This is a genomic window from Nocardioides agri (assembly GCF_013778305.1).
Taxonomy (GTDB): domain Bacteria; phylum Actinomycetota; class Actinomycetes; order Propionibacteriales; family Nocardioidaceae; genus Nocardioides; species Nocardioides agri.
This window is the reverse complement of record NZ_JACEIC010000001.1, coordinates 336,505-360,692: the sequence shown is the minus strand read 5'-3', so window position 1 is coordinate 360,692 and position 24,188 is coordinate 336,505. Positions and strand designations below refer to the sequence as shown.

Below are 24,188 nucleotides of genomic sequence, written 5' to 3'. Positions count from 1 at the left end.
CTGAACGCTATCGAGCCCCCGAAAATGCCGAGTCGGCGCATCTTGCCCGGGCAAGATGCGCCGAGTCGGCGTTGCTGGGTCAGGCCGACTGGGCCCGGAGGTTGCGCAGCACGTACTGCATGATGCCGCCGTTGCGGTAGTAGTTGGCCTCGCCGGGGGTGTCGATGCGGACGACCGCGTCGAACTCCACGTCGCCGGCCTTCACCTTCACCGTCCTGGGCGTGCGGCCCTCGTTGAGCTCGGTGATGCCGGAGATCGAGAACTCCTCCTCGCCGGTCAGGCCCAGCGACTCGGCGTTCTGGCCCTCGGGGAACTGCAGCGGGATGACGCCCATGCCGATCAGGTTCGAGCGGTGGATGCGCTCGTAGGACTCGGCGATGACGGCCTTCACGCCCAGCAGCGAGGTGCCCTTGGCCGCCCAGTCGCGCGACGACCCGGAGCCGTACTCCTTGCCGGCCAGGACGACCAGCGGGATGCCGGCCTCCTGGTAGTTGACGGACGCGTCGTAGACCGAGGTGACCTCGCCGCCGGCGGTGAAGTCACGCGTGAAGCCACCCTCGGTGCCCGGGGCGATCTGGTTGCGCAGGCGGATGTTCGCGAACGTGCCGCGGATCATCACCTCGTGGTTGCCGCGCCGCGAGCCGTAGGAGTTGAAGTCCCGCTGCTCGACGCCGTGCTCGGCGAGGTACGTGCCGGCGGGCGAGTCCTTCTTGATCGCACCGGCCGGGCTGATGTGGTCGGTCGTGACCGAGTCACCCAGCTTGAGCAGCACGCGCGCGCCCTCGATGTCGGTGACCGGGGTCGGCTCGTCGGGCATGCCGTCGAAGTACGGGGGCTTCCGCACGTAGGTCGACTCGGGGTCCCACTCGAAGGTCTTGCCCTCCGGGGTCGGCAGCGACTGCCAGGTCTCGTCGCCGGCGAACACGTCCTGGTAGCTGTCGCCGAACATCTCGGAGTTGATCGCCTGCGCGATGGTCTCCTCGACCTCGGTCGGCGACGGCCAGACGTCCTTGAGGAAGACGTCGTTGCCGTCCTGGTCCTGGCCCAGCGGGTCGGTGAAGAGGTCGACGTCCATGGAGCCGGCGAGCGCGTAGGCGACGACCAGCGGCGGGGACGCCAGGTAGTTCATCTTCACGTCCGGGTTGATCCGGCCCTCGAAGTTGCGGTTGCCCGAGAGCACCGAGACCACCGACAGGTCCTTCTCGTTGACCGCGGCCGAGACCTCGGGGATCAGCGGGCCGGAGTTGCCGATGCAGGTGGTGCAGCCGTAGCCGACGAGGTTGAAGCCGAGCTTGTCGAGGTACGGCGTCAGCCCGGACCGCTCGTAGTAGTCCGAGACCACCTTCGAGCCCGGCGCCAGGGTCGTCTTCACCCACGGCTTGCGGGTCAGGCCCTTCTCGACGGCCTTCTTCGCGAGGAGCGCGGCGCCGATCATCACCGACGGGTTCGAGGTGTTGGTGCAGGAGGTGATCGCAGCGATCGCGACCGCACCGTGGTCGAGCGTGAACGTCGTGCCGTCCTCGAGCGTGACCTCGACCGGGCTGCTCGGGCGGCCGCCGTCGCGCGGTGCCGCCGACAGGTGGTCGCTCGGCGGCGCGGCCTCCCCGTGCCCGTTGGTGGTGGCCGGGTCCGAGGCCGGGAAGGTCTCGGCGACCGACTCGTCGTAGCCGTCCTCCTCCTCGCCCTCGACGTAGTCCTTGAGCGAGTTGCGGAAGGACTCCTTGGCGTCGGTGACCTGGATCCGGTCCTGCGGACGCTTCGGGCCGGCGATCGACGGGACGACGGTCGCGAGGTCGAGCTCGAGCCTCTCGGAGAAGCGCGGCTCGGCGGCCGGGTCGTGCCACAGGCCCTGGGCCTTGGCGTAGGCCTCGACCAGCGCGAGCTGCTCGGCGGGGCGGCCGGTGAGCTCGAGGTACTTGGTGGTCTCCTCGTCGATCGGGAAGACCGCGATCGTCGAGCCGAACTCGGGGCTCATGTTGCCGATCGTGGCGCGGTTGGCCAGGGGCAGCGCGGAGACGCCCGGGCCGTAGAACTCGACGAACTTGCCGACGACGCCGTGCTTGCGCAGCATCTCGGTGATCGTGAGCACCAGGTCGGTGGCGGTCGAGCCCTCCGGCAGGTCGCCGGACAGCTTGAAGCCGACCACGCGCGGGATCAGCATCGACACCGGCTGGCCGAGCATCGCGGCCTCGGCCTCGATGCCGCCGACGCCCCAGCCCACCACGCCGATGCCGTTGACCATCGTGGTGTGCGAGTCGGTGCCGACGCAGGTGTCGGGGTAGGCCAGCAGCTCGCCGTCGACCTCGCGGGTGAAGACCGTGCGGGCCAGGTGCTCGATGTTGACCTGGTGCACGATGCCGGTGCCCGGCGGGACGACCTTGAAGTCGTCGAAGGCGCCCTGGCCCCAGCGGAGGAACTGGTAGCGCTCGCGGTTGCGCTCGTACTCGATCTCGACGTTGCGCCCGAACGCCTCGGGCGTGCCGAAGACGTCGGCGATCACGGAGTGGTCGATGACCATCTCGGCGGGCGCGAGCGGGTTGATCTTCGACGGGTCGCCGCCGAGGTCGGCCATCGCCTCGCGCATGGTGGCGAGGTCGACGACGCACGGGACGCCGGTGAAGTCCTGCATGATCACGCGCGCCGGCGTGAACTGGATCTCCTTGTCGGGGTCGGCGGACTCGTCCCAGCCGGCCAGCGCCTTGATGTCGTCGGCGGTGATGTCCGCACCGTCCTCGGTGCGGAGCAGGTTCTCGAGGAGGACCTTGAGGCTGAACGGCAGCGACGCGACGTCGAGGCCCTCACCCTGCACCGCGTCGAGGCGGAAGATCTCGTAGGACTTGCCGTCCACGTCCAGGGTGCTCTTGGCACCGAAGCTGTTCTGACTGGCCACAGCCGTCATCTCCTGGTTCGTCGTCGATCCATCGGCTCGAATTCGCCACCCCATCCTGCCGTCGCGCGCGAGCGCCGCAAAAGGAAGGTTGCCCTAACCGGTTCCCCGCCGGGCGAGGCGATATCTCTTGACATCAAGATACCTGATGAGGGCGACGTTGGGAAACCCGACACGTCGAGCGTCCTGCCGGCCGGACTGCCCTGAGCCCGGGCCGGCCCCGGGTCAGCCCCGGGTCAGCAGCGCGACGCACTCGACGTGGTGCGTCATCGGGAAGAGGTCGAAGGCCCGCAGCGCGCTGAGGGCGTAGCCGTGCTCGGCGAAGATCGCCAGGTCGCGGGCGAGCGCGGCCGGGTCGCAGGCGACATAGGCGACGGCGCGCGGCGTACGCCGGACGACGTGCTCCACGACCGGCCGCCGGGCGCCCTCGCGAGGCGGGTCGAGCACCACGAGGTCGAACGGCTCGTCGAACGCGGAGTCGAGCACACCGGCGACGTCGCCCGCCTGCACCTCCGCGCCGGGGCAGTTCGTCGCGGACAGGGCGGAGGCGACGTCGTCGCCCTCGATCGCGACCACCCGGCCCGACCGCCCCACCGCCTCCACCAGGAACGCCGCGAACAGCCCGACCCCGGCGTAGAGGTCGAGCGCCGACTCCCCCGGCTGCGGTCGCAGCATCTCGAGCACGGTGGTCACCAGCACGTCGGGGGCACCGGGGTGCACCTGCCAGAAGCCGTCGTCGGCGACCTCGAAGTGGCGGCCGAGCGCCGTGTGGCCGGACGGCTCGGTCGCCTCGATCAGGCAGTCCTCGATCGGCACCACGTCGTTGGAGCGGTGCTTGCGCATCCCGCGGCCGCCGTCGCGGAGCGGCACGTAGCGCTGCCGGGTCCGCCAGCGCAGACCGTGGTCGTCGCCCGGCACGGCCTCGACCTCGCCGTCCCACGCGATGCCGGCGAGCCGGGAGAGCTGCTCGCGCACCACCTCGGTCTTGAGGCCGCGCTGCCGGGGCAGCGTCACGTGCTGGAAGTCGCAGCCGCCGCAGCGCCCCGGCCCGGCGTAGGGGCAGGGCGCGGCGACGCGGTCAGGGGACGCCTCGAGCACCTCGACGGCGTCGCCGCGCCAGAAGCGGTCGCCCTCGGTGCCCTCGGTGATCTCGAGGAGCACCCGCTCCCCCGGCAGCGCGTGCCGGACGAAGACGACCCGGCTCTCGGGCTCGGGCAGCCGGACGACGCAGTGGCCGCCGTGCGCGACCGGCCCGACCACGGCCTCGAACCGCTCGCCGACCCGGGACCGCCCCTTCGGCGTCCGCGCCCGCGGGCGGCGCGCCGGCCGACGAGGCGCGGTCATCGCTGGATCTGGCGGTTGGAGCGGTTGCTCGGGTTGCGCCCGCCGCCCTCACGCAGGTCGGTCGGCCGCACCCAGAAGCCGCTCTGGTCCTCGCGGTCGAGCACGAGCTCGGAGGAGCGCAGCTGGTAGGGCACCGACGTGACCATCACGCCCGGCGTGAAGAGCAGCCGGCCCTTCAGGCGCAGCGCCGTCTGGTTGTGGAGCAGCTGCTCCCACCACCGGCCCACGACGTACTCGGGGATGTAGACCGACACCACCCCACGCGGGTTGGCCTGCCGGATCTCGGTGGCGTACTCGACGATCGGTCGCACCAGCTCGCGGTAGGGCGAGTGCAGCACCTTGAGGGGCACGTCTATGTTGCGGTCGTCCCACTCCTCGAGGAGCCGGGCGGTGGCGGCGGCGTCGGTGGACACGTAGACGCCCTCGAGCACGTTGGGCCGCGTGGCCTTCGCGAAGGCGAGCGCCCGGAGCGTGGGCTTGTGCAGCTTGGAGACCAGGACGATGGCGTGCACCCGCGTGGGCATCACCTTGTCCTCCTCGTCGGCGGCGAGCTCCTCGTTGACGCTCTCGTAGTGCTTGTGGATGCCGCGCATGATCAGGAAGAAGACGATCATCGCGAGGATCGTGATCCAGGCGCCGGCGAAGAACTTGGTGATGAGCACGATCACCAGCACGACCGCCGTCATGCTCAGGCCGATCGCGTTGATGATCCGCGACTGGTACATCTTCCGGCGTACGGCGGGGTCGCGCTCGGACCTCAGGTGCCGGGTCCAGTGGCGGATCATGCCGAGCTGGCTGAGGTTGAACGACACGAAGACGCCGACGATGTAGAGCTGGATCAGGCGCGTCGGCTCGGCGTCGAACGCGACGATCAGCACGATGGCCATCACCGCCAGGAAGAGGATGCCGTTGCTGTAGGCGAGCCGGTCACCGCGCGAGCCGAGCGCCCGCGGCGCGTAGCCGTCCTTGGCGAGGATCGAGCCGAGCACCGGGAATCCGTTGAAGGCCGTGTTGGCGGCGAGCACCAGGATGATGCCGGTGACCGTGACGACGAAGTAGAAGCCGAGCCGGAAGTCCTGGAAGAGCGCGTCGGCGATCTGCGAGATCGCGGTGTGCTGGTCGTAGCCGGCGGGCAGCGGCGCGCCGTTGACCGTGAGCCGCTCGAGGTCGTCGGGGTCGACCATCTGCAGGCCCATCTGGTTGGCCAGGACGATGATGCTCAGCATCATCGTGACCGCGATCAGGGCGAGCAGCAGCAGCGTGGTGGCCGCGTTGCGGCTCTTCGGCCGCCGGAACGCCGGCACGCCGTTGGAGATCGCCTCGACGCCGGTCAGGGCCGCACAGCCGGACGAGAACGCGCGGGCCAGCAGGAAGAGCAGCGCGAACGTCGTCATCGAGTCGCCGTAGCCCGGCTCGACCTCCATCGTGAACGCCGCGCTCTCGACCTCGGGCAGGTCGCCCATCGCCAGCCGGTAGAGGCCGAACAGCGCCATGCCGAGGATGGCGACCATGAAGGCGTAGGTGGGGATCGCGAAGAACGAGCCGGACTCCCTGATGCCGCGCAGGTTCATCGACATCAGCAGCACCACGGCGACCGTCGCGACGATGACCTCGTGCCCCGACAGGCTCGGGATCGCGGACGCGGCGTACTGCGCGCCCGACGAGATCGAGACCGCCACCGTCAGCACGTAGTCGACGAGGAGCGCGCTCGCGACGGTCGTGCCCGCCGTGCGCCCGAGGTTGACGGTCGCGACCTCGTAGTCGCCGCCGCCACTGGGGTAGGCGTGCACGGTCTGGCGGTAGGACGCGACGACCGCGATCATCACCAGCGCGACGGCGATGCCGATCTTCCACGACCAGACGTACGCCGACGCGCCGGCCAGCGAGAGCATGATGAAGATCTCGTCGGGTGCGTAGGCGACGGACGACAGCGCGTCACTGGCGAACACCGGCAGCGCGATCCGCTTGGGCAGCAGCGTCTCGCCCAGTTGCGAGCTGCGCAGCTTGCGGCCCAGGAGGACGCGCTTCGAGACGTCGCCGATACCCACGTCCGGAAGGCTAGACCCACCGGACGGTGTCCGGCGCAGCACCCGCGGAAGTACGGCGCGCCTGCGGTAGCGTCTGCGGCGTGCACGTCGTGATCATGGGTTGCGGGCGAGTCGGCTCGACGCTGGCCCGCAGCCTCGAGGACCGCAACCACACGGTGTCGATCATCGACGCCGACCCCGACGCGTTCCGCCGCCTCGGTCCGAGCTTCAACGGCGACAAGGTCACCGGTCAGGGCTTCGACCAGGAGGTCCTCGAGAAGGCCGGGATCCGGCGCGCCGACGCGTTCGCGGCCGTGTCCAGCGGCGACAACTCCAACATCATCGCGGCGCGGGTCGCGCGGGAGTCCTTCGGCATCCAGCAGGTCGTCGCCCGCATCTACGACCCCGGCCGCGCCGAGGTCTACCAGCGGCTCGGCATCACGACCGTCGCCACCGTGAAGTGGACCTCCGACCAGGTGCTGCGCCGGCTGCTGCCGGCCGGCGCCGAGCCGGACTTCCGCGACCCGTCCGGCACGATCCGCGTCGATCAGCTGCCCGCCCCGCAGAAGTGGATCGGGCACCGCACCGTCGACTTCCAGACGCAGACCCGCTGCCGGATCGCCTGGATCGACCGCCTCGGCGAGGGCATGCTGCCCACCCGCGAGAGCGTCATCCAGGAGGGCGACGTGCTGCACGTCGCCCTGCGCGAGGACAACGCCGCCCGCGCGTACGACGTCTTCGAATCCGGCCCGGACGAGAGCTGAGGACAGATGCGAGTCGCCATCGCCGGAGCGGGCGCCGTCGGGCGCTCCATCGCCCGCGAGCTCATCCACAACGGCCACCAGGTGCTGCTGATCGACAAGAACCCCGAGTCGATCCGCCCCGAGCGGGTGCCCGACGCCGAGTGGCTGCTCGCCGACTCCTGCGAGCTGTCCTCGCTCGAGGAGGCACGGCTCGACCGGTGCGACGTGGTCATCGCGGCCACCGGTGACGACAAGGTCAACCTGGTGACGTCGCTGCTCGCCAAGACCGAGTTCGGCGTGCCGCGCACCGTCGGCCGGGTCAACCACCCCAACAACGAGTGGCTGTTCACCGAGGCCTGGGGCGTCGACGTCAACGTCTCCACCCCGCGGATCATGTCGGCGCTGGTCGAGGAGGCCGTCTCGGTCGGCGACCTGGTGCGGCTGTTCACGTTCCGTCAGGGCAACGCCAACCTGGTCGAGATGACCCTGCCCGCGGACTCGCCGTACGTCGGCACCCCGTCGGGGCTGATCCCCTTCCCCGAGAACTGCGCCCTCGTGACGATCCTGCGCGACGGCCAGGTCTACGTGCCCAGCGCGGAGCAGCCCGTGGAGGCGGGCGACGAGCTGCTGTTCGTCGCCCCGGCCGACGTCGAGGAGAACCTCGAGCGCCTGCTCGCGCCCTCAGCCCACGGGGGCTGACCTACCCGAGTGCCACCGCGACGATCCTCACGTCGCCCTGATTGCTCGAGCCGGTCGACGCGCCGGTCCCGATCCGGCTCGCGATCGTCACGGAATGGGTGCCGGCCGGGACGTTGGTGAGGATCCCGGCGATGCTGAGGGTGCCGGTGGCCGCCTGGCCCGCCGATCCGACGATCAAGCCGAACGCTCCGGGCACAGTGGTCCCACCGACCTGAGCGGTGATCTGCCGCGTGCACGCGCCCGCGGAGCTGCAGGTGACGCTGAAGGTGCCGGTGATCAGCACGAGCACCTTCCCCGTCTGGGCGAGGGTGACCGTGGTCGCGCTCGCGACCGGCACGCCCGCGGGGAGGGCGATGTCGGTGTTGATGCCCCCGACACCTCCCGACGTCGGCCCGGGAACGCCCTGGATGCCCTGGACGCCCTGGGCGCCCTGGATGCCCTGGACGCCCGGGATGCCCTTGTCCCCCTGCGCGCCCTTGTCCCCCTGCGGGCCCTGCGGGCCCTGCAGGCCCTGCGCGCCCGGGGCTCCCGGGGCTCCCTGGGCACCGGCAGCACCTGCGGGACCGGCGGGACCCGGTACGCCGGCCGCCTCGAGCCGCTGGCGGACCTTCTTGGCGAGCTTCTTCTCGGTGACGGCGTTGGCCCGGATCTGGTGGCTGCCCACGCTGTTCCTGGGCAGCTGCACGGCGGCGTACGACGTCCCGCCCATCGCGACGACCAGCGCCAGGAACCCGACGTGGTGGCGGCGGATGTAGTTGATCAGCACGCGGGTGAGGCTAGACCGAGCCGTCCGCCTCTCGCGGGTGAATGCACCGCCTCAGTCGGACGACTCGGGCCGTGCGGGCAGCGTCGAGGCCGTCATCGGCGTGTGGTTGCGCGACAGCACCCACGCCATCGCCAGCAGGGCGAGCAGCTGGAGCGGCCAGCCGAGGCCGATCTTCAGGATGCCGAGCGCGGCGACCGCGGAGTCCGCGTCGATCGCGCCGGACCTGCCGCCGAACCAGATCGGCGCCTGCACCAGCACCCGGATCACGCACGGGATCGCCAGCAGCCAGGTGAGGATGGCGCAGAGGCGGACGACCTGCTTGTCGTGGTGCCAGGCCGTGACGTCGCCGGTGACGCTGCCGACCATGAAGCCGACCAGCGGCCAGCCGACCAGGCAGGTGAGCGCGAGGACCAGGGAGTAGCCGGCGTTGTAGATGATGCCGGGCAGGAAGTACGCCAGCGCCTGGTCGTCGGCGCTGCCACCCTGGCGCGCGGAGATCGTGACGAACACCCATCCGATGCCGATGCCGAAGATCGCGTTGACGCAGTACTGCACGGTCGAGCGCTGCACGATCCGCGCGACCAGCAGCAGCACGGCCGCGCCGATGCTGACGGCCAGCGCGAGCTGTAGCTCACGGGTGGTCAGCCACAGGACGGTGAAGACGATGGTCGGGACCGCGGCCTCGACCATGCCGCGCCGGCCGCCGAGGGCCTTGGCGAGCTGGGTGCGGACGAGGGCCTCGACCGTCTCGACGTCCGCCTCGTGACCGGCCTCGGGGTGCGGCGTCACGACAGCAGCTCGTAGCGCGGGTTGTAGAGGATCCGGTCGCCGTCGTGCACGCCGATGCGGCCCTGCACGGCGATCGAGCGGCCGGGGACGATCCCGGTGATCTGCCGCCGGCCCAGCCACACCACGATCAGCTTGCCCGTGCCGTCGGTGAGCTCGGCCTCGAGCGCGGGCACGCCGCCGCGCGGGCGCAGCGTGACGGTCTTGAGGGTGCCGCGCAGCCGCACCTGCTCCCGGTCCGGGGCCGCGCCGATCTGCTGGTAGCCCTTGTCGCGGTGGGTACGCCGCAGGTCGCGGTCATGCTGCTCGGTGGCGTTGGCCCACCGGCTGATCGTGCGCCGCAGCCGGCTCTTGCCAGGCATGGGTCAGGACTCCCGCCGCTCGAGCTTGTCCCGCGGCGGCAGCGTCAGCGGGAGCTCGGAGCCGACCGGCATGGCCTGGGCGCCCCGGCGTACGACGGTCGACGCGATCACGTCGTCCCACGGGCCGGCGGTGTGCGGCTCGACGGCCGGACGGCCGAGCAGCGTGGCCCGCAGCATCCAGCGCGGACCGTTGATGCCGACCACGCGCGAGGGCTGGGTGGCGGTGCGCCCGTCCTCGGTGCGGACGGTCAGCTGACAGAGCAGCTCTCGGCCGTAGCGGCCGTCGTGCTCGGTCGCGGTGCCGCCGCGCTGGGCGTACTCCGAGGCGATCCGCGGACGCACGTCGCCCCACAGGTCGCCGTGGCGGGGCGCCGCGAAGACCCGCAGCTCGACGGCGCCCTCGGGGCCGGCGACCAGCACCGACTGGACCCGCTCGGTCGCCTCGTCGACCTGGAGCCGCACGTCGAGGCCCGCGGTCACGGTGAGCACGAGCGCACCGAGGTCGACGCGCTCCCTGCCGTCGTCGAGGCTGCCCGGGAAGTCGTCGACGTCCCACGGGCCGCTGGCCAGCGCCTCGGGCGCGATCGGCTCGACGGTGTCGGAGTCCTCGGCGGTGAGCTCGTCGGCCGGGGTACCGGCAGGCTCGGACTTGCGGCGGAACTTCACGTGCGACCTACTCACTGACTTCTCGGTGGAATCCTCCGGTAGAACCGTAGCCCCCGGCCCCACGCACCGACTCGGGGAGTTCGCCGACCTCGACGAACCCGGCCCGCTCGAACCGCTGGATCACCAGCTGGGCGACCCGGTCGCCGCGGCGGAGCCGGATCGACTCGCGCGGGTCGTGGTTGATGAGGAGCACCTTGACCTCGCCCCGGTAGCCGGCGTCGATGGTGCCCGGGGTGTTCACGATCGACAGCCCGTGGCGGGCGGCGAGCCCGGACCGCGGGTGCACGAGGGCGACGTACCCGTCGGGCAGCGCGAGCGCGATCCCGGTCGGCACCAGCACGCGCTCACCGGGCGCGAGGTCGACGTCGACCGTGGTGAGCAGGTCGGCGCCCGCGTCGCCGGGGTGCGCGTACGCCGGCAGCGGCAGGGCGGGGTCGAGGCGCTGCACCAGCACCTGCAGGTCGGTCGGGCGCGCGTCGTCGGTCACGTCGCCGGACCCTATCGGCACCGCCGGGAGGGGCCAGTGACAGGATCTGTCCCGTGAGCACGACCCCGACCTACGACGAGCGCCTGGGCGTCCCCTTCCGCTGGTGGGTGCAGGGGACGATGCTGGTGGCGACCCTCTGGCTCGCCGTGGTCGTCGCCGTGCCCGGCGCGGTCGCGTGGGTCGTGACCGCGATCGCGCTGGCGCTGCTCGGCGTCGGGCTGTGGAGCTACGGCAACGCCCGGCTCCGGGTCGACGGCGCCACGTTCCGGGCCGGCCGGGCGCACATCCACGGCCAGTTCCTCGGTGTGGCGACCGCCCTCGACGCCGACGAGGCCCGCTGGACCGCCGGCCCCGGCGCCGACGCGCGGGCCTACCTCGTGCTGCGCCCCTACCTGAAGCGCGCGGTCAAGGTGGAGATCACCGATCCCGCCGACCCCGCGCCGTACTGGCTGGTCGCCACGCGGCAGCCCGAGGAGCTGGCCGCCGCGCTGACCGCGCTCCGGGAGTCCGTGCGCCACTGAACGGCCGCCGGGCCGGGCTGGGTACTGTGCGGCCATGGCTGAAGGTTCCTCGAAGATCTGGTCGGCGTTCTCGGTCGCGGCAGGCCTGACCGCCGTCGCGTTGGCGAAGAAGGCGGTCGACACCAGCTGGACCGTCGCGACCGGCAGGAAGCCACCGGAGAACCCGGCCGACCCCGACGTCGACCTGCCCGAGGCCGTGGCCTTCGCCCTCGTCACCGGCATGGCCGTCGGCCTGGCCCGGATGCTCGCGCAGCGTCGGGCGGCGTCCTACTACTTCCGCTCGACCGGCCACCTGCCGGCCGAGCTGGCCCGGGACGGTCAGCGCCCCTGAGCCCGCCGACACCAGCTGGGCATGCAGAAGGGCCGTGATCCCTCGGATCACGGCCCTTCTGTGTCGACTGCGGTCAGACGCAGTCCTTGCAGATCATCTTCTTCGCGTCGGCCAGCTGGCTGCGGTGGTGCACGAGGAAGCAGCTCATGCAGGTGAACTCGTCGTCCTGCTTGGGCTTCACCTCGACGGCGAGCTCCTCGTGCGACAGGTCCGCACCCGGGAGCTCGAACGACTCAGCCGCCTCCGCCTCGTCCTCGTCGACCTTGCCGGAGTTCTTGTCGTGCCGACGAGCCTTCAGCTCCTCGATGCTCTCCTCGGACTGGTCTTCCTCGGTCTTGCGCGGTGCGTCGTAGTCGGTCGCCATCTGTCTCTCCACTCCACGAGGCGCCTTCTGGGCAAGGCACCTCATCCTCATTCGCTCAACACGTCTCGTTTCGACCCAGCCGGACACCCACTGGGTCGGCGCCAGATTGTGCACCATGAACGATCCAAAAGGCACACCCGAAAGGCGCTGCCGAGCGTGAACATCTGGTGACGGGCCGCTATTCCCCCGAATCGGGTGAGAACCCGACCGCCCGGACCACCCGAAACACCTCGTCGAAGCCGTGAGCGGGGGCACAGATCATCAGGTCCAGCCCCCCGATCCCCGTCGCCACGACGGTACGCGCGCCGGCAAGCCGGGCGATCAGACCGGCCGCTGCGTGGTCCCAGAGGTTGACGCCCTCCTCGACGTAGGCGTCCATCCGGCCGTCGGCGACCAGGCAGAGGTCGAGGGCGCAGGAGCCGAGCCGGCGGACGTCGCGCACCTGCGGCAGCAGCCGGGTGACGGCCTCGGCCTGGAGCCCCCGGATCCGCCGGTCGTAGGAGAAGCCGGTCGCGACGAGCCTCAGCGCCATCGGCACCGGCCCGCGGACGGCGATCGCCTCGCCGTCGCGAGTGACGCTCGCCGGGTGGTCCTCACCCGCGAGGTGGCCGACGTAGGCCGCGTCGCGCGCGACGTCGAGCACCACGCCGGCGACCACGACCCCGTCGACCTCGGCGGCGATCGAGACGGCGTACTGCGGGATGCCGTAGAGGAAGTTCACGGTGCCGTCGATCGGGTCGACGATCCAGCGCACGCCGGTGCTGCTGGGCACGTCGTCGCCCTCCTCGCCCAGGAACCCGTCGCCCGGGCGGGCCGCGGACAGGTGCGCGCGGATCAGCGCCTCGCTGGCTCGGTCGGCCTCGGTCACGACGTCGACGTCGCTGGACTTCGTGGCCGCCACGGTGACGTGGCCGCGGGCGCGCTCACGGACCAGCTCGGCGGCCGCCCGGGCGGTCACCAGGGCGAGGTCGGCCAGCTCGCGCGGCGACGCGGCGGTCACGAGCCGACCTGCGAGAGCGCCGGCCGGTCCTCGCGCGGGTTGGGGCAGCAGTGGGCGGCGCACCGGTCCCAGCACGCCGGCCAGCGGCCGACGCTCGCCCGTGCGACGTCCTCACCGCGCTCGACGGCCGCCCGCTCGAGCAGCAGGTCGCGGACGGTGGCGACGAAGCGCGGGTCGAGGCCTGCGGTCGCGGCGCGGGCGGCAGGCAGCCCGAGGCGCTCGGCCGTCGCCAGTGCCTCCGTGTCGAGGTCGTAGACGACCTCCATGTGGTCGGAGACGAAGCCGATCGGCACCATCACGACGCCGGTGGCGCCGTCGTCGTGCAGCTGCTCGAGGTGGTCGTTGACGTCGGGCTCGAGCCACGGGATGTGCGGCGCGCCGGAGCGGGAGCAGTAGACGAGCGCGTGCGGGTGCCGGGCGCCGGTCTCCTGGCGCACCCGCTCGACGACCTCCGCGACGACCGAGAGGTGCTGGTCGGCGTACGCGCCGCCCTCGGGACCGCTCCCCGCGTTCATCGTCTCCGGGATCGAGTGCGTGACGAACGTCAGGTGGGCGCCCTCGCGGGCGTGCTCGGGCAGCTCGGCGAGCGCCGCGAGCGTCGCGTCGACGGCGGGCTCCACGAAGCCGGGGTGGTTGAAGTAGAGGCGCAGCTTGTCCAGCACGGGTGCGCCCTCGACCGCCGCGGCCGCGTCGAAGAGGTTCTCGCGGTACTGGCGGCACGACGAGTACGACGAGTAGGCGCTGGTCACGAAGCACGCGGCCCGGGTGATCCCGTCGGCCGCCATCTGCCGGACCGTGTCGGTCAGGTAGGGGTCCCAGTTGCGGTTGCCCCAGTAGACCGGCAGGTCGACGCCGGCGCTCGCGAGGTCCTCGCGCAGGGCCGCCAGGAACGCCCGGTTCTGGTCGTTGATCGGCGAGCGGCCCCCGAAGCCGTAGTAGTGCTGCCCGACCTCCTCGAGCCGCTCGCGCGGGATGCCGCGTCCGCGGGTGACGTTCTCCAGGAACGGGACGACGTCCTCGGGCTTCTCCGGTCCCCCGAACGAGACCAGCAGGACGGCGTCGTACGGGCTGGCGTCGGGGGTCATGCCCGCCATCCTAGGAAGGCGCCGATAACGATTCGTCCGGGGTCGTGCGCCACCGATAGCGTCGAGAGGTGCTCACGTCGTACCGCAGGATCCTTGCTGAGCCCGGTGCGCTGAGGTTCTCGATGACCGGCCTGGTGGCCCGGCTGCCGATCTCGATGGTCGGTCTCGGCATCGTGCTGCTGGTCTCGGCGGCCACCGGCTCGTACGGCGTCGCCGGCGCGATCTCGGCGGCGTACATGATCGCCAACGCGAGCTTCGCGATCCTGCAGGGTCGCCTGCTCGACCGGCTCGGCCAGGGGCGGGTGCTCGCGGCCGCCAGCATCGGTTTCGGCCTCGCGATCTCGCTGCTCGTCGTCTCCGTGCAGGCCGACTGGCCGACGCTGACGACCTACGCCTTCGCCGCCGCCGGCGGCGCGCTGCTCCCCCAGGTCGGCTCGGCGGTGCGCGCCCGCTGGTCCCACGCGCTCGCCCAGCCCGCCGACGTGCAGACGGCGTTCGCGCTCGAGGCGGTGCTCGACGAGGCGGTCTTCATCCTCGGGCCGATCCTCGTCGCCCTGCTCGCGACCGCCTGGCACCCGGTCGCCGGCATCGCGGTCGCCGTCGTCGCCTGCGTGGTCGGCACCCTCGCGTTCTGCGCCCAGCGCGCGACCGAGCCGCCCGCGCACCCGCAGCACAGCACCGACGGCCCCCGCCCGCAGATGCCGTGGCGGGCGGTGGTCCCGCTGGCGGTCGTCTGCGCGGCACTCGGCGTCCTCTTCGGCGCGGCGGAGGTCACGACGGTCGCCTTCGCCGACGAGCAGGGGCACAAGGCGGTGTCCGGCGGGCTGCTCGCGCTGTGGGCGTTCGGCAGCCTGGCCTCCGGAGTCATCACCGGCGCCGTGCACTGGCGCCGCGGACCTGCTCACCGGGTGCGCTGGGGAGCCTTCGCGATGGCCTGCGCCATGACGCCCCTCTACTTCGTCGGATCGCTTCCGGTGATGGGCGTCGCGCTGTTCGTCGCCGGCTTCGCGATCGCGCCCACGATGATCGCGTCGATGTCGCTGACCGAGGCCGTGGTGCCCGGTGGCCGGCTGACGGAGGGCATGGCCATCATGCAGACCGGCCTGGTCGCCGGGGTCGCGCCCGGAGCCACGCTGAGCGGCGTGGTCGTCGACCACCAGGGGGCCTCGGCGGCCTACCTGGTCTCGGTCGGCGCCGGCCTCGTGGCGGCGCTCGCCGCCCAGGCGCTCCCCCGGTCAGGGGCCGGTGTGAGCCAAGTTACTCACGGGTCTACTATCGCGCCGTGACTGTGAGCAACGCCGCGTGGGTGAACTGGTCCAAGCTGGAGTCGGCGCGCCCCGAGCGGGTCGAGGAGCCGGCGGACACGGCCGCGATCGTGGCCGCCGTCGAGCGGGCCCGCGCCGAGGGCAGCACGGTGAAGATGGTCGGCACCGGCCACAGCTTCACCGCGATCTCCGCGCCCGAGCACACCATGCTGAGGCCGTCGCGGCTCGGCGGCATCCTGTCCGTCGACCGCGACGCGATGACGGTCACGGCGCTGGCCGGCACCCAGCTCAAGGTGCTCAACGCCGAGCTGGAGCGGATGGGGCTGAGCCTGCACAACATGGGTGACATCGCCGAGCAGACGCTCGCCGGCGCCACCTCGACCGGCACGCACGGCACCGGCGGGATCGCCGCGTCGCTCTCCGCGCAGATCTGCGGGCTGCAGCTGGTCACCGGCACCGGTGAGGTCGTCACCGCGACGGAGGCCGAGAACGCCGACGTCCTCGAGTTCGGCCGGGTCGGCCTCGGCGCGCTGGGCGTGCTCACGACACTGACGTTCCGGGTCGAGCCGCTCTTCGTCCTGGAGGCCAACGAGACGCCGATGAGCTGGGACGAGGCGCTCGACGGCTTCGACCAGCGGGTGGCCGACCACCACCACGTCGACACCTACTGGTTCCCGCACACCGACCGCATGCTCACCAAGACCAACGACCGGCTCGACATCCCGGTCTCCGAGGCCGAGCCGCTGTCGCGGCTGCGCTACTGGTGGGACGACGAGTTCCTGTCCAACAAGCTGTTCGGCGGCCTCAACCGGGTCACCAACCGCTTCCCCGGCACGATCCGCCGGTTCAACCAGGTCTCCAGCCGGATGCTGTCGGCCCGCTCCTACAGCGACGCCGCGCACAAGGTCTTCACCGCGCCGCGCACGGTCCGCTTCCGCGAGATGGAGTACGCCGTCCCGCGCGAGGCCGGCCTCGCCGCGCTGCGCGAGGCCCGGGCGGCGATCGACGCGTCCGACCTCAACATCACGTTCCCGGTCGAGATCCGGGTGACGCCGTCCGACGACATCCCCCTGTCGACCTCGACCGGGCGTGACTCCCTGTACCTCGCCTTCCACACCCACGTGGACGCCGACCACCTCGAGTACTTCAAGCTCCTCGAGCCGATCATGCGTGCCCACGACGGGCGCCCGCACTGGGGCAAGGTGCACACCCGGTCCGCGGCGGACCTAGCGCCGGCGTACCCCCGGTTCGCCGAGTTCCTGACGTTGCGAGACCGTCTGGACCCCGACCGGGTGTTCGCCAACCGCTACCTGCGGCGGGTGCTGGGCGACTGACCCTCGCGGGTCGGTCAGTCGGCCGCTCGGGCCAGGACTCCGAGCGGCTCGAAGTCGAAGAGCTGGTCGTCGACGCGCAGGCCGTCGACCGCGCCGGAGAACGCGCGGTCCCTGCCCTTGCTGATGGTGACGGTCAGCAGGGTGGCCTGCGGCAGCGCCGACCGCACCTCGCCGAGCGTGCAGTAGTGGGCCAGCGTGCAGCCCGTGGAGGAGCCGGCAGCGCCGGTCAGCCACCAGCGGGCCGCCGACGACGCGTCCTGAGCGGTCCACGCGTTCGGCGTGACGGCGGTCGGGTCGTAGACGAGCGAGGCGTAGTCGAGGCCCGCCGTGCTCGGCCCGGTGGGGTCGATCTCGAGGCTGATGTTCGGCAGGTTGTCCGCGGCGAGCGCGGCGTTCTCGCCGGTCGTGTAGAGGCTGTAGCCCACCGTGGTCGGCAGCGGCCTGCCCCGGAAGTCCAGCTCGTTGCCGAAGGCCGCCTTGTCCGTGGCCGAGCCGGTGCGCAGGCCGAGCGAGCCGACGCCGTACGGCGGGACCACGGGGCCCGCGCGCAGCCCGGAGTCGCCGTTGCCGATGACGTTGCGGTCGACCACCGACCAGTGCGGGCCGACGTACGCGGCGGTGCCCGCGGGGCCCTGCTCGCCCTGGGGGCCTCGGGGACCCGTCTGTGGGCTGACGCCGGTCGAGTGGTTGGCCCGCTGCAGCTTGCGGTTGAGGCCCTGGCTGAGGTCGCGGGAGGTGATCGAGCCGTCCTTGATCTGCTGCCCGGAGATCAGCTTGGCGGCGGTCGCGCTCCCGATCCCGCCCGCGGCGATCAGCGCCGCGGCCGACAGCACGACGATTCCCGACTTGATGCCCATCCGTGGACCCCCGTTGAAGCTCGTGACCACGCCTGTGGCCCCCGCCGCGTCCGTGCGGCGTGAGCGCCACGCTAGGAGGACGAGATCCACATTTCGGCCACAGAACGTCCCAATGACGTCAACAAGTCGGCCACACGTTCCGGACCGGCTAGACGCTGGCCGGACCCGTCGGCACCGGCGCCCGCCAGTGCCGCCAGATCGCGAGGAGCCGCCACCCGGTGCACAGGCCGCCGCCGAGCAGCGCGACCGTCCAGTAGCTGAGGTCGGTGTGCGCGAGCGCGACCACGACCCCCGCGCCGGCCAGCGCCGGGATGGCGTAGAGCTCGCCGCGGAAGACGGCCGGGACCCGCGAGGCCAGGATGTCGCGCAGCATCCCGCCGCCGATGCCGGTGACCATCCCCATCAGCGCGGCCGGCACGAGGCCGAGCCCGTAGTCGAGCGCCTTGAGCGCCCCCGTGACGCAGAAGAGGCCGAGCCCGAAGGCGTCGAGCACGTTGATCGACCGCTCCATCCGGCCGATCGCCGGGTGGAAGACGAACGCGAGCACCCCGGCCGCCAAGGGCGCCATCAGGTAGCGCCAGTCCTCGAGCGCGGCCGGCGGGGTCGCGTCGATGAGCACGTCGCGGATGAACCCGCCGCCGAGGCCCGTCATACCGGCCAGCACGAGCACGCCGAACACGTCGTACCCCTTGCGGACCGCGACCAGGGCGCCGGAGATCGAGAACACGAAGATGCCCACCAGGTCGAGCACGACCTGCGTGGTGGAGACGTCGGTGGTCACGTCCGGACGGTAGTCCGTCGCGAGGCACGCCGGGACGGTCCCCGCCTCGCGTGCCTCGCTGTCGTAGGCTCGGCGCACCGATGACCGCACCGATCCAGCACCCGACGCTCGAGCCCGACCCCGGGCCGGCGTCCCGGCCTGCCCTGGCGCACCTCCGACTCACCGACGTCAACGACGAGGGCACCCACCTCCGGCTGGTCGACGAGGAGGGCGCCGAGCACCTGCTGGCGATCGACGACCGGCTGCGGGCGGCCGTCCGGCCCAGCCCCGCGGCCACCCCGCGGGAGAGCCGCGGAATGGAGAAGACGATGGAGAGCATGCTCCGACCCCGAGACATCCAGGCCCGGATCCGCGCCGGAGAGACGGCGGAGTCGGTGGCCCAGGCGGCGCAGACGTCGGTCGAGAAGATCATGCCGTTCGCGGCGCCCGTGCTGGCCGAGCGCGAGCACGTCGCCGAGCGCGCCCAGCGCTCCTCGCTCCGGCGCAGCGACGCCGCCGGCTCCGGCGGCGTGCGCACCCTCGGCGACGCGGTCGCAGCGCGACTGCGTGCCGAGAACGTCGACCCCGACACCGTCACCTGGGACGCGTGGCGCCGCGAGGACGGTCGCTGGACGCTGACCGCCGACTACGCCGCCGGCCCGCGCACCGGCACCGCCCGGCTCACCTTCGACGCCCCCGGCAACTACGTCACGCTCGACAACGACGACGCCCGCTGGCTGGTCGGCGAGGAGATCGCGGAGGCGGCCGCCGCGCCGGTCGCCGACGACCTGCGGGCCGCCCGGGAGCGCCGGCTCACCGCGGTCGTCGAGCCCGACCAGCTGCCGCTGGGCGACGACGCGATCGACCTGGTCTCCGACGTGGTGGCCGAGCAGCCGCTCGAGGCGTTCCTCGACCCCGAGCCGCCGACCGACGAGCAGGTCGTCGCCGAGGAGGCGGAGCTCCGCGAGGAGGCCGCCGACGCGGCGGCCGCCGAGCCCGAGCCCGAGCCGGCCGCCAAGCCCAAGAAGCGTGGCCGGGCCTCCGTCCCGTCCTGGGACGAGATCATGTTCGGTGGCCCGAGCGGTGGCTCGGACCGCTAGCTCCTCGTCACGACCGGCCGCGCCGGGTCGGTGATCCACCCCGACCAGCTGCCCGGGTAGAGGGCGGCGCGGATGCCGGCCAGCTCCAGGGCGATCACGTCGTGGACGGCCGTGACCCCCGACCCGCAGTAGACGACGACCTCCTCGGTCCCGTCGACGCCCGCCGCGGCGTACAGCGCCTTCAGGGCGCCGGGGTCGCGCCACCGGCCGTCGACGCGGAGGTTGGTGGTGGTCGGCACGTTGATCGCGCCGGGGATGTGGCCGGCGACCGGGTCGATCGGCTCGGTCTCGCCGCGGTAGCGCTCCGGCGCCCGCGCGTCGACCAGCACCGGGACGTCGAGCACGTCGTCGGCCTCGACGACCGGCATGTGTCCGGGCCGGGCGGTGAAGTCGCCCACCGGCGGCACGACCTCCTCGGTCTCGACCTCACCACCGCCGTCCCGCCACGCCGGCCACGCCCCGTCGAGCACCCGGACGTCCGGGTGGCCGTGGTAGCGCAGCAGCCACCAGGCCCGGCCGGCCGCGAGGCCGGTCCAGTCGTCGTACACGACCACCGGCCGGTCGTTGCTGACCCCGGCCCGGCGCATCGCGGCCTCGAAGCGCTCCGTCTCCGGGAGTGGGTGCCGGCCGCCCGCGCCCGGGGGCGCCGCCAGGTCACTGGGGAGGTCGACGTACGCCGCGCCGGGGACGTGCCCGGCGTCGTACTCCGGCCGTCCGGGCGGACCGCCCATGCGGTAGCGCACGTCGAGGACGGCGGTGTCGCCGAGGACGCTGCGCAGCTCGGCCACCGAGATCAGTGGTGACGTGGTCGGGGTGTGCATGCGCCCATCCTGCCGGGTCGTGAAAGGATTCCGACCCGTGGCTGAACTGCACTTCTTCACCGGCACGATGGACTCCGGCAAGAGCACGCTCGCGCTCCAGACGAACCACAACCACGCGGCGCGTGGCCGGGTCGGCAGGCTGTTCACCACCCACGACCGCGCGGGCGAGGCCACGCTGTCCAGCCGCCTCGGACTCACCCACGACGCGCTGGAGGTCACCACGGACTTCGACTTCTGGCGGTTCGTGGTCACGACCCTCACGCAGGGCGGCCGCGTGGACTACCTGATCTGCGACGAGGCCCAGTTCTACACGCGCGACCAGATCGACCAGCTCGCCAAGGTCGTCGACGAGCTCCAGATCGACGTGTTCGCGTTCGGCATCCTCACCGACTTCCGCACCCAGCTCTTCGAAGGCAGCTCGCGACTGATCGAGCTCGCCGACCGGGTCAACGTGCTCCAGGTCGAGGCGCTGTGCTGGTGCGGCAAGCGCGCCACCCACAACGCGCGCACGGAGAACGGCGTCATGGTGGTCGAGGGCGAGGTCATCGTCGTCGGCGACGTCGACAAGGCCGACCAGCCCCCGGCAGACGTGGCCTACGAGGTGCTCTGCCGCCAGCACCACCGGCGCCGGCTGACCGCCGCCCGGGCCAAGGCGGTCTCGCTGGCGCCGGAGCCCCTGCCCTTCGGGTGACCCGAGGGATGGCGCCGCGTCACCGTCGGCGCAGGCGCAGGACGTTGCCGGTGCCGCTGGCCGCGACCCTCACCCGTCCGTCGGCGACGGTCACGAGGTTCCGGTTGCCGGACAGCAGGAGGACCTTGAGGCGTCCGTGCACGACCTTGTTCCTGTCGCCCTGCACCCGGGTGGCACCGCAGGTGGCCGCCCGACCGTCGTTGCGGTCTCCTCGCAGGGCCATCGTCTCGAGCCGGCCGTACCGCAAGACGTTCTGCCGTCCGTGTGCCCCGGCGAACCCCCCGCGCTGTGCGGTCGCGCGATTGCCGTCGCCGGTGATGTAGACCCCGGAGATCCTGGTCGCGCGCACGGTCGAGTCGTCACCCTCGAGATGGATGACCCCGAGGCCCGCTCCGGTGCCGATCACGGTGTTCCCGGATCCGGTGACGTCGAGTTGGGTCGTCTCCGGCAGCGTGACGGTCGCGTTGTCCCCCGCGAGCACGACCCGACCGCACCGTGTGTTGGCGACGCCCACGCTCACGTCCGCGGAGCCGGTCAGGTAGAGGACCTCGCCCTCGTAGCAGGTCACGACGGCGCGGGCGGACGCCCCGAGGGGGGACGGGGCGGAGCCCGAGGCAGCAGATCCGAGGAGGCCGACGACGAGCACCGCAGCCAGGGTCAACTGGACAGCTCGGGCCGGCACCTGGTTGGCCGACCGGCATGGACGCGTCATCGGCATCCCCTTGCGCTGGTGTGGGCCCCCGGTGGCCCTGTGGTGAGGGTACGCCTTCGGCGACCGGCGAGCCCCGGATGTCGCTCGGCTGACGGGCCCCTCAGACGACCTCGAGCTCGAGCCGGCCCGCGCCCGCCTCCGAGCGGTCCAGCTCGATCGTCCAGCAGCCCGGGGCGTCGAAGGTGACCCCGAAGCCCCATTCGTCGCCGGGCTGCCGGAACGTGCTCGAGGAGTGCGGCTCCGGACCCCAGTCGAGCGGCGCCTCCGCTCCGTCCGGCCGGACGGCTGTCACGGCCAGGTCGCCCTCCCCCGTGATCCGGACGACGATCTTGACCTCCTCCCCGACGCGCACGGGACCGGCCTCCTGGCGGAACGTCAGGGCCGCGACCGAGGTGCCGTCGTCGGACCGGCCCTCCAGCACGCCGCCCTCGATCGGCGCCGGCACGCAGGCGGCCGACGTGGCGGTCGGCGCTGCCGACGTGGCGGCCGGCGCGACCAGCTTCGCCGCCGGCGTGTCGCGGTCGGCGGTGCACGCGCTCACGGCGGCGACGCTGCACACCACGGCGGTCACCAGGACCGGTCTCAGCCTCACACTCCGTAGTACACCGCCGGCGACCTCCGGGTTCCGTACGATCGGCCCATGGAGTTCGACCAGCTCACCGTCGTCCTCCTGGTCACCCCGGCCGCGCCGCCGGAGCTGACCGAGGAGGAGGCCACGCGCTACCAGAACGCCCACCTCGCGCACCTCGCCGACCTCCACGAGCGTGGTGTCCTGCTCGCCGCCGGCCCGGCCGGCTCGCTGGACGAGCCGCGCCGCCACTACCGCGGCGTGTCCCTGATGCGCTGCTCCCCCGACGAGGCCTTGCGGCTGAAGGGTGAGGACCCGGCCGTCCAGGCAGGGGTCTTCGAGCTGGTCGCCCTCCCCTGGATGTTCCCGTCGGGCGCGCTCTCGTTCTCGAGAACGACGTTTCCCAGGTCGATGGACGACGTGTACCAACGCGTCAGTTGATGATCTCGCCGCGCTCCTCGTGGAGCAGCACCGCCAGCCGGTCGCGCCACGCCTGGAGCGCCTCGGGGGTGAGCCGCGGCCAGTCGTCCACCTCGCCGACCACCCGGAGCGGCTCCGTGCTGCGGTAGGACCGGGTGGGGTTGCCGGGGAACTTCTTGTCGGTCACGTTGGGGTCGTTCTCGAACTCCCCCGTCGGCTCCACGAGGTAGACCCGCGGCGCGCCGTCGCCGGCCGCGAGCTCGGCGGCGAGGCCCGCACCGTCCTGGAGCGCGGTGAAGTAGATGTGGTTCATCACGACCTCGGGCCGGTAGTTCGAGTTGAAGCCCGCGGTCAGCAGGTCCCCCACCTGGAGGTCGGCCTTCGTCCCGTGGAAGAACGGCCCCTCGTCCAGCACGTCGCTCACGGCGCCAGCCTAGGCGGCCGGCCGACCTCAGCTCACCAGCACCGGGATCAGCATCTCGTCGGGCGTGAGGGAGCCGTGGAGGCCGACGAGGGTGGCCTCGTAGGGGAAGTCGACGGTCGAGAGGATCGCCGTGTCGCCGTGGCAGGCGACGAGCACGTCGCCGAGGCGCGGGAGCACGGCGGGCAGCACCGGGCCGAACCAGCCCCGCCCGATCGCGTCGTCGCGGGAGAGCACCAGGGCGCGGTCGCCGAGCACCGACTGCCAGGTGGCCACCACGTCGGGGACGGCGCCGCGGTGGCAGTAGAGGTGCCGGAAGCGCGCCTCGCCGCCGAGGAGGGCGACACCGTCGCGGAGCCCGGGGGTCTCGTCGACGTCGACGCGGGCAATGGACGGGGAGTCGATCATGCCGTGGTCGGCGACGACGACCAGGCGCACGTGCGGAGGCAGCGTCTCGCGCAGCTGCTCGGCCTCGGCGTCGACCATCGACAGCTGCTGGAGCCAGGGGCTCGAGGCGACGCCGTACCGGTGCCCGGTCCAGTCGAGGTCGCCGTCGTAGAGGTAGGTCAGCGAGCAGTTCTCGCGGGACGCCGCGACGACGGCCGCGAGCCGTTCGCCCACGCGGTCGGCGCCGACGTACTCCGCGCCGCGGTGCGCGGCGACGGTGAGCCCGCTGCTGCGGAACTCGCGCTTGTTCACGACGGTCACGCTGGCGCCGAGCGCGCGCAGCCGCGAGAACGCCGTGTCGTGCGGCTGCCACTCGAGCGGGTCGACGTCCTTGTCCCAGAGGAGCGCGTTGAGCAGCCGGTCGGTGCCGGGCACCCGCGAGGTGAACCCGACCAGCCCGTGTGCGCCGGGCACGAGTCCGGTGCCGAGCGAGGTCAGGCTGGTCGCGGTCGTCGACGGCACCCCGGCCGTGCCCGGCGCGCTCTCGGCGAGCAGCCCGGCCAGGAACGGCGCGGCGTGCGCGTAGCGCTCGAGCAGCCGCGCACCCAGGCCGTCGACGAGGAAGACGACGTACGCCGGGGCGTCGGGCAGCGGCAGCCTGGTCGGCGCGTCCGGCACCGTGAGCCCGAGCGCGGTCGCGACCGCCGGGACCAGGTCTCCGAGGGATCGCTCGCCGTACGCGGGCGCGTGGAAGCCGGGTGCTTCGGTCGCGGTCACCGCGACC

General features: G+C 72.3%; 27 protein-coding genes. 9 read left to right on the top strand and 18 right to left on the bottom strand.

The annotated features are described in order from the left end of the window. Positions 1-79 precede the first annotated feature (79 nt). The 3 genes from HZF07_RS01910 to HZF07_RS01900 form a co-directional block, all read right to left on the bottom strand. Positions 80-2,899: an aconitate hydratase gene (locus HZF07_RS01910; protein WP_157346552.1), complete on the bottom strand. Its 2,820-nt coding sequence runs from the start codon at positions 2,897-2,899 to the stop codon at positions 80-82. Between the two features lie 213 nt (positions 2,900-3,112). Next, entirely contained in the window at positions 3,113-4,231 is a 1,119-nt protein-coding gene (locus tag HZF07_RS01905) for a class I SAM-dependent RNA methyltransferase (RefSeq protein ID WP_157346550.1), read from the bottom strand. Further along, on the bottom strand, positions 4,228-6,279 hold the full coding sequence (locus tag HZF07_RS01900) for an APC family permease (RefSeq protein ID WP_181644653.1): 2,052 nt from the start codon (positions 6,277-6,279) through the stop codon (positions 4,228-4,230). The genes HZF07_RS01905 and HZF07_RS01900 overlap by 4 nt, the downstream gene beginning before the upstream one ends. 80 nt (positions 6,280-6,359) lie before the next feature. Between HZF07_RS01900 and HZF07_RS01895 the strand changes: the two genes are divergently transcribed. Together HZF07_RS01895 and HZF07_RS01890 are read left to right on the top strand one after the other, a co-directional pair. Then, positions 6,360-7,022 carry a potassium channel family protein gene (locus HZF07_RS01895; RefSeq protein WP_181644652.1) on the top strand — a complete coding sequence of 221 codons (663 nt, stop codon included), beginning with the start codon at positions 6,360-6,362 and terminating at the stop codon, positions 7,020-7,022. A 6-nt stretch (positions 7,023-7,028) separates the two neighbouring features. Continuing rightward, entirely contained in the window at positions 7,029-7,700 is a 672-nt protein-coding gene (locus HZF07_RS01890) for a potassium channel family protein (protein ID WP_157346548.1), read from the top strand. A gap of 1 nt (position 7,701) precedes the next feature. Here the strand turns inward: HZF07_RS01890 and HZF07_RS01885 are convergent, their stop codons facing one another. From HZF07_RS01885 to dut, 5 genes are read right to left on the bottom strand one after another with little or no spacing between them, the layout of a single operon-like run. Beyond that, positions 7,702-8,466, bottom strand: a complete 765-nt coding sequence (locus HZF07_RS01885) for a collagen-like protein (RefSeq protein ID WP_220131818.1) — start codon at positions 8,464-8,466, stop codon at positions 7,702-7,704. 51 nt (positions 8,467-8,517) lie between these two features. Continuing rightward, entirely contained in the window at positions 8,518-9,255 is a 738-nt protein-coding gene (locus HZF07_RS01880) for a DUF3159 domain-containing protein (protein WP_309504254.1), read from the bottom strand. After that, complete coding sequence (locus tag HZF07_RS01875; protein ID WP_157346546.1) at positions 9,252-9,614, bottom strand: OB-fold nucleic acid binding domain-containing protein; 363 nt, start codon at positions 9,612-9,614, stop codon at positions 9,252-9,254. The genes HZF07_RS01880 and HZF07_RS01875 overlap by 4 nt, the downstream gene beginning before the upstream one ends. Positions 9,615-9,617: 3 nt before the next feature. Beyond that, the gene (locus tag HZF07_RS01870; RefSeq protein WP_181644651.1) at positions 9,618-10,280 is read right to left on the bottom strand and encodes a DUF3710 domain-containing protein; all 663 of its coding nucleotides are present in this window, start codon (positions 10,278-10,280) and stop codon (positions 9,618-9,620) included. A gap of 7 nt (positions 10,281-10,287) precedes the next feature. After that, positions 10,288-10,767, bottom strand: a complete 480-nt coding sequence (dut, locus tag HZF07_RS01865; RefSeq protein ID WP_181644650.1) for a dUTP diphosphatase — start codon at positions 10,765-10,767, stop codon at positions 10,288-10,290. A gap of 53 nt (positions 10,768-10,820) precedes the next feature. Between dut and HZF07_RS01860 the strand changes: the two genes are divergently transcribed. Both HZF07_RS01860 and HZF07_RS01855 read left to right on the top strand, forming a co-directional pair. After that, complete coding sequence (locus HZF07_RS01860) at positions 10,821-11,288, top strand: DUF3093 domain-containing protein (protein ID WP_181644649.1); 468 nt, start codon at positions 10,821-10,823, stop codon at positions 11,286-11,288. 34 nt (positions 11,289-11,322) lie between these two features. Beyond that, complete coding sequence (locus HZF07_RS01855) at positions 11,323-11,619, top strand: DUF4235 domain-containing protein (RefSeq protein ID WP_157346544.1); 297 nt, start codon at positions 11,323-11,325, stop codon at positions 11,617-11,619. Positions 11,620-11,692: 73 nt separating this feature from the next. Here HZF07_RS01855 and HZF07_RS01850 read toward each other — a convergent pair whose 3' ends face one another. The 3 genes from HZF07_RS01850 to HZF07_RS01840 form a co-directional block, all read right to left on the bottom strand. Beyond that, complete coding sequence (locus HZF07_RS01850; RefSeq protein WP_157346542.1) at positions 11,693-11,983, bottom strand: DUF4193 domain-containing protein; 291 nt, start codon at positions 11,981-11,983, stop codon at positions 11,693-11,695. Positions 11,984-12,161: 178 nt separating this feature from the next. Next, positions 12,162-12,983: an inositol monophosphatase family protein gene (locus HZF07_RS01845; protein WP_181644648.1), complete on the bottom strand. Its 822-nt coding sequence runs from the start codon at positions 12,981-12,983 to the stop codon at positions 12,162-12,164. Then, a complete protein-coding gene (locus HZF07_RS01840) occupies positions 12,980-14,068 on the bottom strand; it encodes a ferrochelatase (RefSeq protein WP_157346540.1) in 1,089 nt (362 codons plus the stop codon). Before HZF07_RS01840 ends, HZF07_RS01845 begins: the two co-directional genes overlap by 4 nt. A gap of 68 nt (positions 14,069-14,136) precedes the next feature. Between HZF07_RS01840 and HZF07_RS23610 the strand changes: the two genes are divergently transcribed. Beyond that, positions 14,137-15,354 carry an MFS transporter gene (locus HZF07_RS23610; RefSeq protein ID WP_157346538.1) on the top strand — a complete coding sequence of 406 codons (1,218 nt, stop codon included), beginning with the start codon at positions 14,137-14,139 and terminating at the stop codon, positions 15,352-15,354. Further along, complete coding sequence (locus tag HZF07_RS01830) at positions 15,351-16,667, top strand: D-arabinono-1,4-lactone oxidase (RefSeq protein WP_309504251.1); 1,317 nt, start codon at positions 15,351-15,353, stop codon at positions 16,665-16,667. Before HZF07_RS23610 ends, HZF07_RS01830 begins: the two co-directional genes overlap by 4 nt. Positions 16,668-16,681: 14 nt before the next feature. Here the strand turns inward: HZF07_RS01830 and HZF07_RS01825 are convergent, their stop codons facing one another. Together HZF07_RS01825 and HZF07_RS01820 are read right to left on the bottom strand one after the other, a co-directional pair. Continuing rightward, positions 16,682-17,524, bottom strand: coding sequence for a hypothetical protein (locus tag HZF07_RS01825; protein ID WP_157346536.1), 843 nt, complete (start codon positions 17,522-17,524; stop codon positions 16,682-16,684). 148 nt (positions 17,525-17,672) lie between these two features. After that, positions 17,673-18,305 carry a trimeric intracellular cation channel family protein gene (locus HZF07_RS01820; protein WP_181644647.1) on the bottom strand — a complete coding sequence of 211 codons (633 nt, stop codon included), beginning with the start codon at positions 18,303-18,305 and terminating at the stop codon, positions 17,673-17,675. Positions 18,306-18,385: 80 nt separating this feature from the next. On the opposite strand from HZF07_RS01820, the gene sepH reads away from it, so the two are divergent. After that, positions 18,386-19,384, top strand: a complete 999-nt coding sequence (sepH, locus tag HZF07_RS01815) for a septation protein SepH (protein WP_157346534.1) — start codon at positions 18,386-18,388, stop codon at positions 19,382-19,384. Here sepH and HZF07_RS01810 read toward each other — a convergent pair. After that, on the bottom strand, positions 19,381-20,205 hold the full coding sequence (locus tag HZF07_RS01810) for a sulfurtransferase (protein ID WP_157346532.1): 825 nt from the start codon (positions 20,203-20,205) through the stop codon (positions 19,381-19,383). The two genes, sepH and HZF07_RS01810, sit on opposite strands and share 4 nt — an antisense overlap. A 37-nt stretch (positions 20,206-20,242) precedes the next feature. On the opposite strand from HZF07_RS01810, the gene HZF07_RS01805 reads away from it, so the two are divergent. Continuing rightward, positions 20,243-20,896: a thymidine kinase gene (locus tag HZF07_RS01805; protein ID WP_181644646.1), complete on the top strand. Its 654-nt coding sequence runs from the start codon at positions 20,243-20,245 to the stop codon at positions 20,894-20,896. Positions 20,897-20,915: 19 nt separating this feature from the next. Here HZF07_RS01805 and HZF07_RS01800 read toward each other — a convergent pair whose 3' ends face one another. Then, positions 20,916-21,608: a DUF3060 domain-containing protein gene (locus HZF07_RS01800; RefSeq protein ID WP_157346528.1), complete on the bottom strand. Its 693-nt coding sequence runs from the start codon at positions 21,606-21,608 to the stop codon at positions 20,916-20,918. 100 nt (positions 21,609-21,708) lie between these two features. Continuing rightward, on the bottom strand, positions 21,709-22,149 hold the full coding sequence (locus HZF07_RS01795) for a hypothetical protein (RefSeq protein WP_181644645.1): 441 nt from the start codon (positions 22,147-22,149) through the stop codon (positions 21,709-21,711). 99 nt (positions 22,150-22,248) lie between these two features. On the opposite strand from HZF07_RS01795, the gene HZF07_RS01790 reads away from it, so the two are divergent. Beyond that, positions 22,249-22,617 carry a YciI family protein gene (locus tag HZF07_RS01790; RefSeq protein WP_157346524.1) on the top strand — a complete coding sequence of 123 codons (369 nt, stop codon included), beginning with the start codon at positions 22,249-22,251 and terminating at the stop codon, positions 22,615-22,617. Here HZF07_RS01790 and arr read toward each other — a convergent pair. Together arr and HZF07_RS01780 are read right to left on the bottom strand one after the other, a co-directional pair. Further along, a complete protein-coding gene (gene arr / locus HZF07_RS01785; RefSeq protein ID WP_181644644.1) occupies positions 22,610-23,020 on the bottom strand; it encodes an NAD(+)--rifampin ADP-ribosyltransferase in 411 nt (136 codons plus the stop codon). The genes HZF07_RS01790 and arr overlap by 8 nt on opposite strands. A gap of 27 nt (positions 23,021-23,047) precedes the next feature. Next, positions 23,048-24,181, bottom strand: coding sequence for an alkaline phosphatase family protein (locus HZF07_RS01780; RefSeq protein ID WP_181644643.1), 1,134 nt, complete (start codon positions 24,179-24,181; stop codon positions 23,048-23,050). Between the last annotated feature and the right edge of the window lie 7 nt (positions 24,182-24,188).

Coding starts and splice junctions, on each gene's coding strand:
- HZF07_RS01840 (WP_157346540.1), bottom strand. CDS start 14,068: ATGACCCCCGACGCCAGCCCGTACGACGCCGTCCTGCTGGTCTCGTTC.
- HZF07_RS01910 (WP_157346552.1), bottom strand. CDS start 2,899: ATGACGGCTGTGGCCAGTCAGAACAGCTTCGGTGCCAAGAGCACCCTG.
- HZF07_RS01875 (WP_157346546.1), bottom strand. CDS start 9,614: ATGCCTGGCAAGAGCCGGCTGCGGCGCACGATCAGCCGGTGGGCCAAC.
- HZF07_RS01850 (WP_157346542.1), bottom strand. CDS start 11,983: ATGGCGACCGACTACGACGCACCGCGCAAGACCGAGGAAGACCAGTCC.
- HZF07_RS01790 (WP_157346524.1), top strand. CDS start 22,249: ATGGAGTTCGACCAGCTCACCGTCGTCCTCCTGGTCACCCCGGCCGCG.
- HZF07_RS01905 (WP_157346550.1), bottom strand. CDS start 4,231: ATGACCGCGCCTCGTCGGCCGGCGCGCCGCCCGCGGGCGCGGACGCCG.
- HZF07_RS01855 (WP_157346544.1), top strand. CDS start 11,323: ATGGCTGAAGGTTCCTCGAAGATCTGGTCGGCGTTCTCGGTCGCGGCA.
- HZF07_RS01810 (WP_157346532.1), bottom strand. CDS start 20,205: ATGCACACCCCGACCACGTCACCACTGATCTCGGTGGCCGAGCTGCGC.
- HZF07_RS01825 (WP_157346536.1), bottom strand. CDS start 17,524: ATGGGCATCAAGTCGGGAATCGTCGTGCTGTCGGCCGCGGCGCTGATC.
- sepH (WP_157346534.1), top strand. CDS start 18,386: ATGACCGCACCGATCCAGCACCCGACGCTCGAGCCCGACCCCGGGCCG.
- HZF07_RS01800 (WP_157346528.1), bottom strand. CDS start 21,608: ATGACGCGTCCATGCCGGTCGGCCAACCAGGTGCCGGCCCGAGCTGTC.
- HZF07_RS01890 (WP_157346548.1), top strand. CDS start 7,029: ATGCGAGTCGCCATCGCCGGAGCGGGCGCCGTCGGGCGCTCCATCGCC.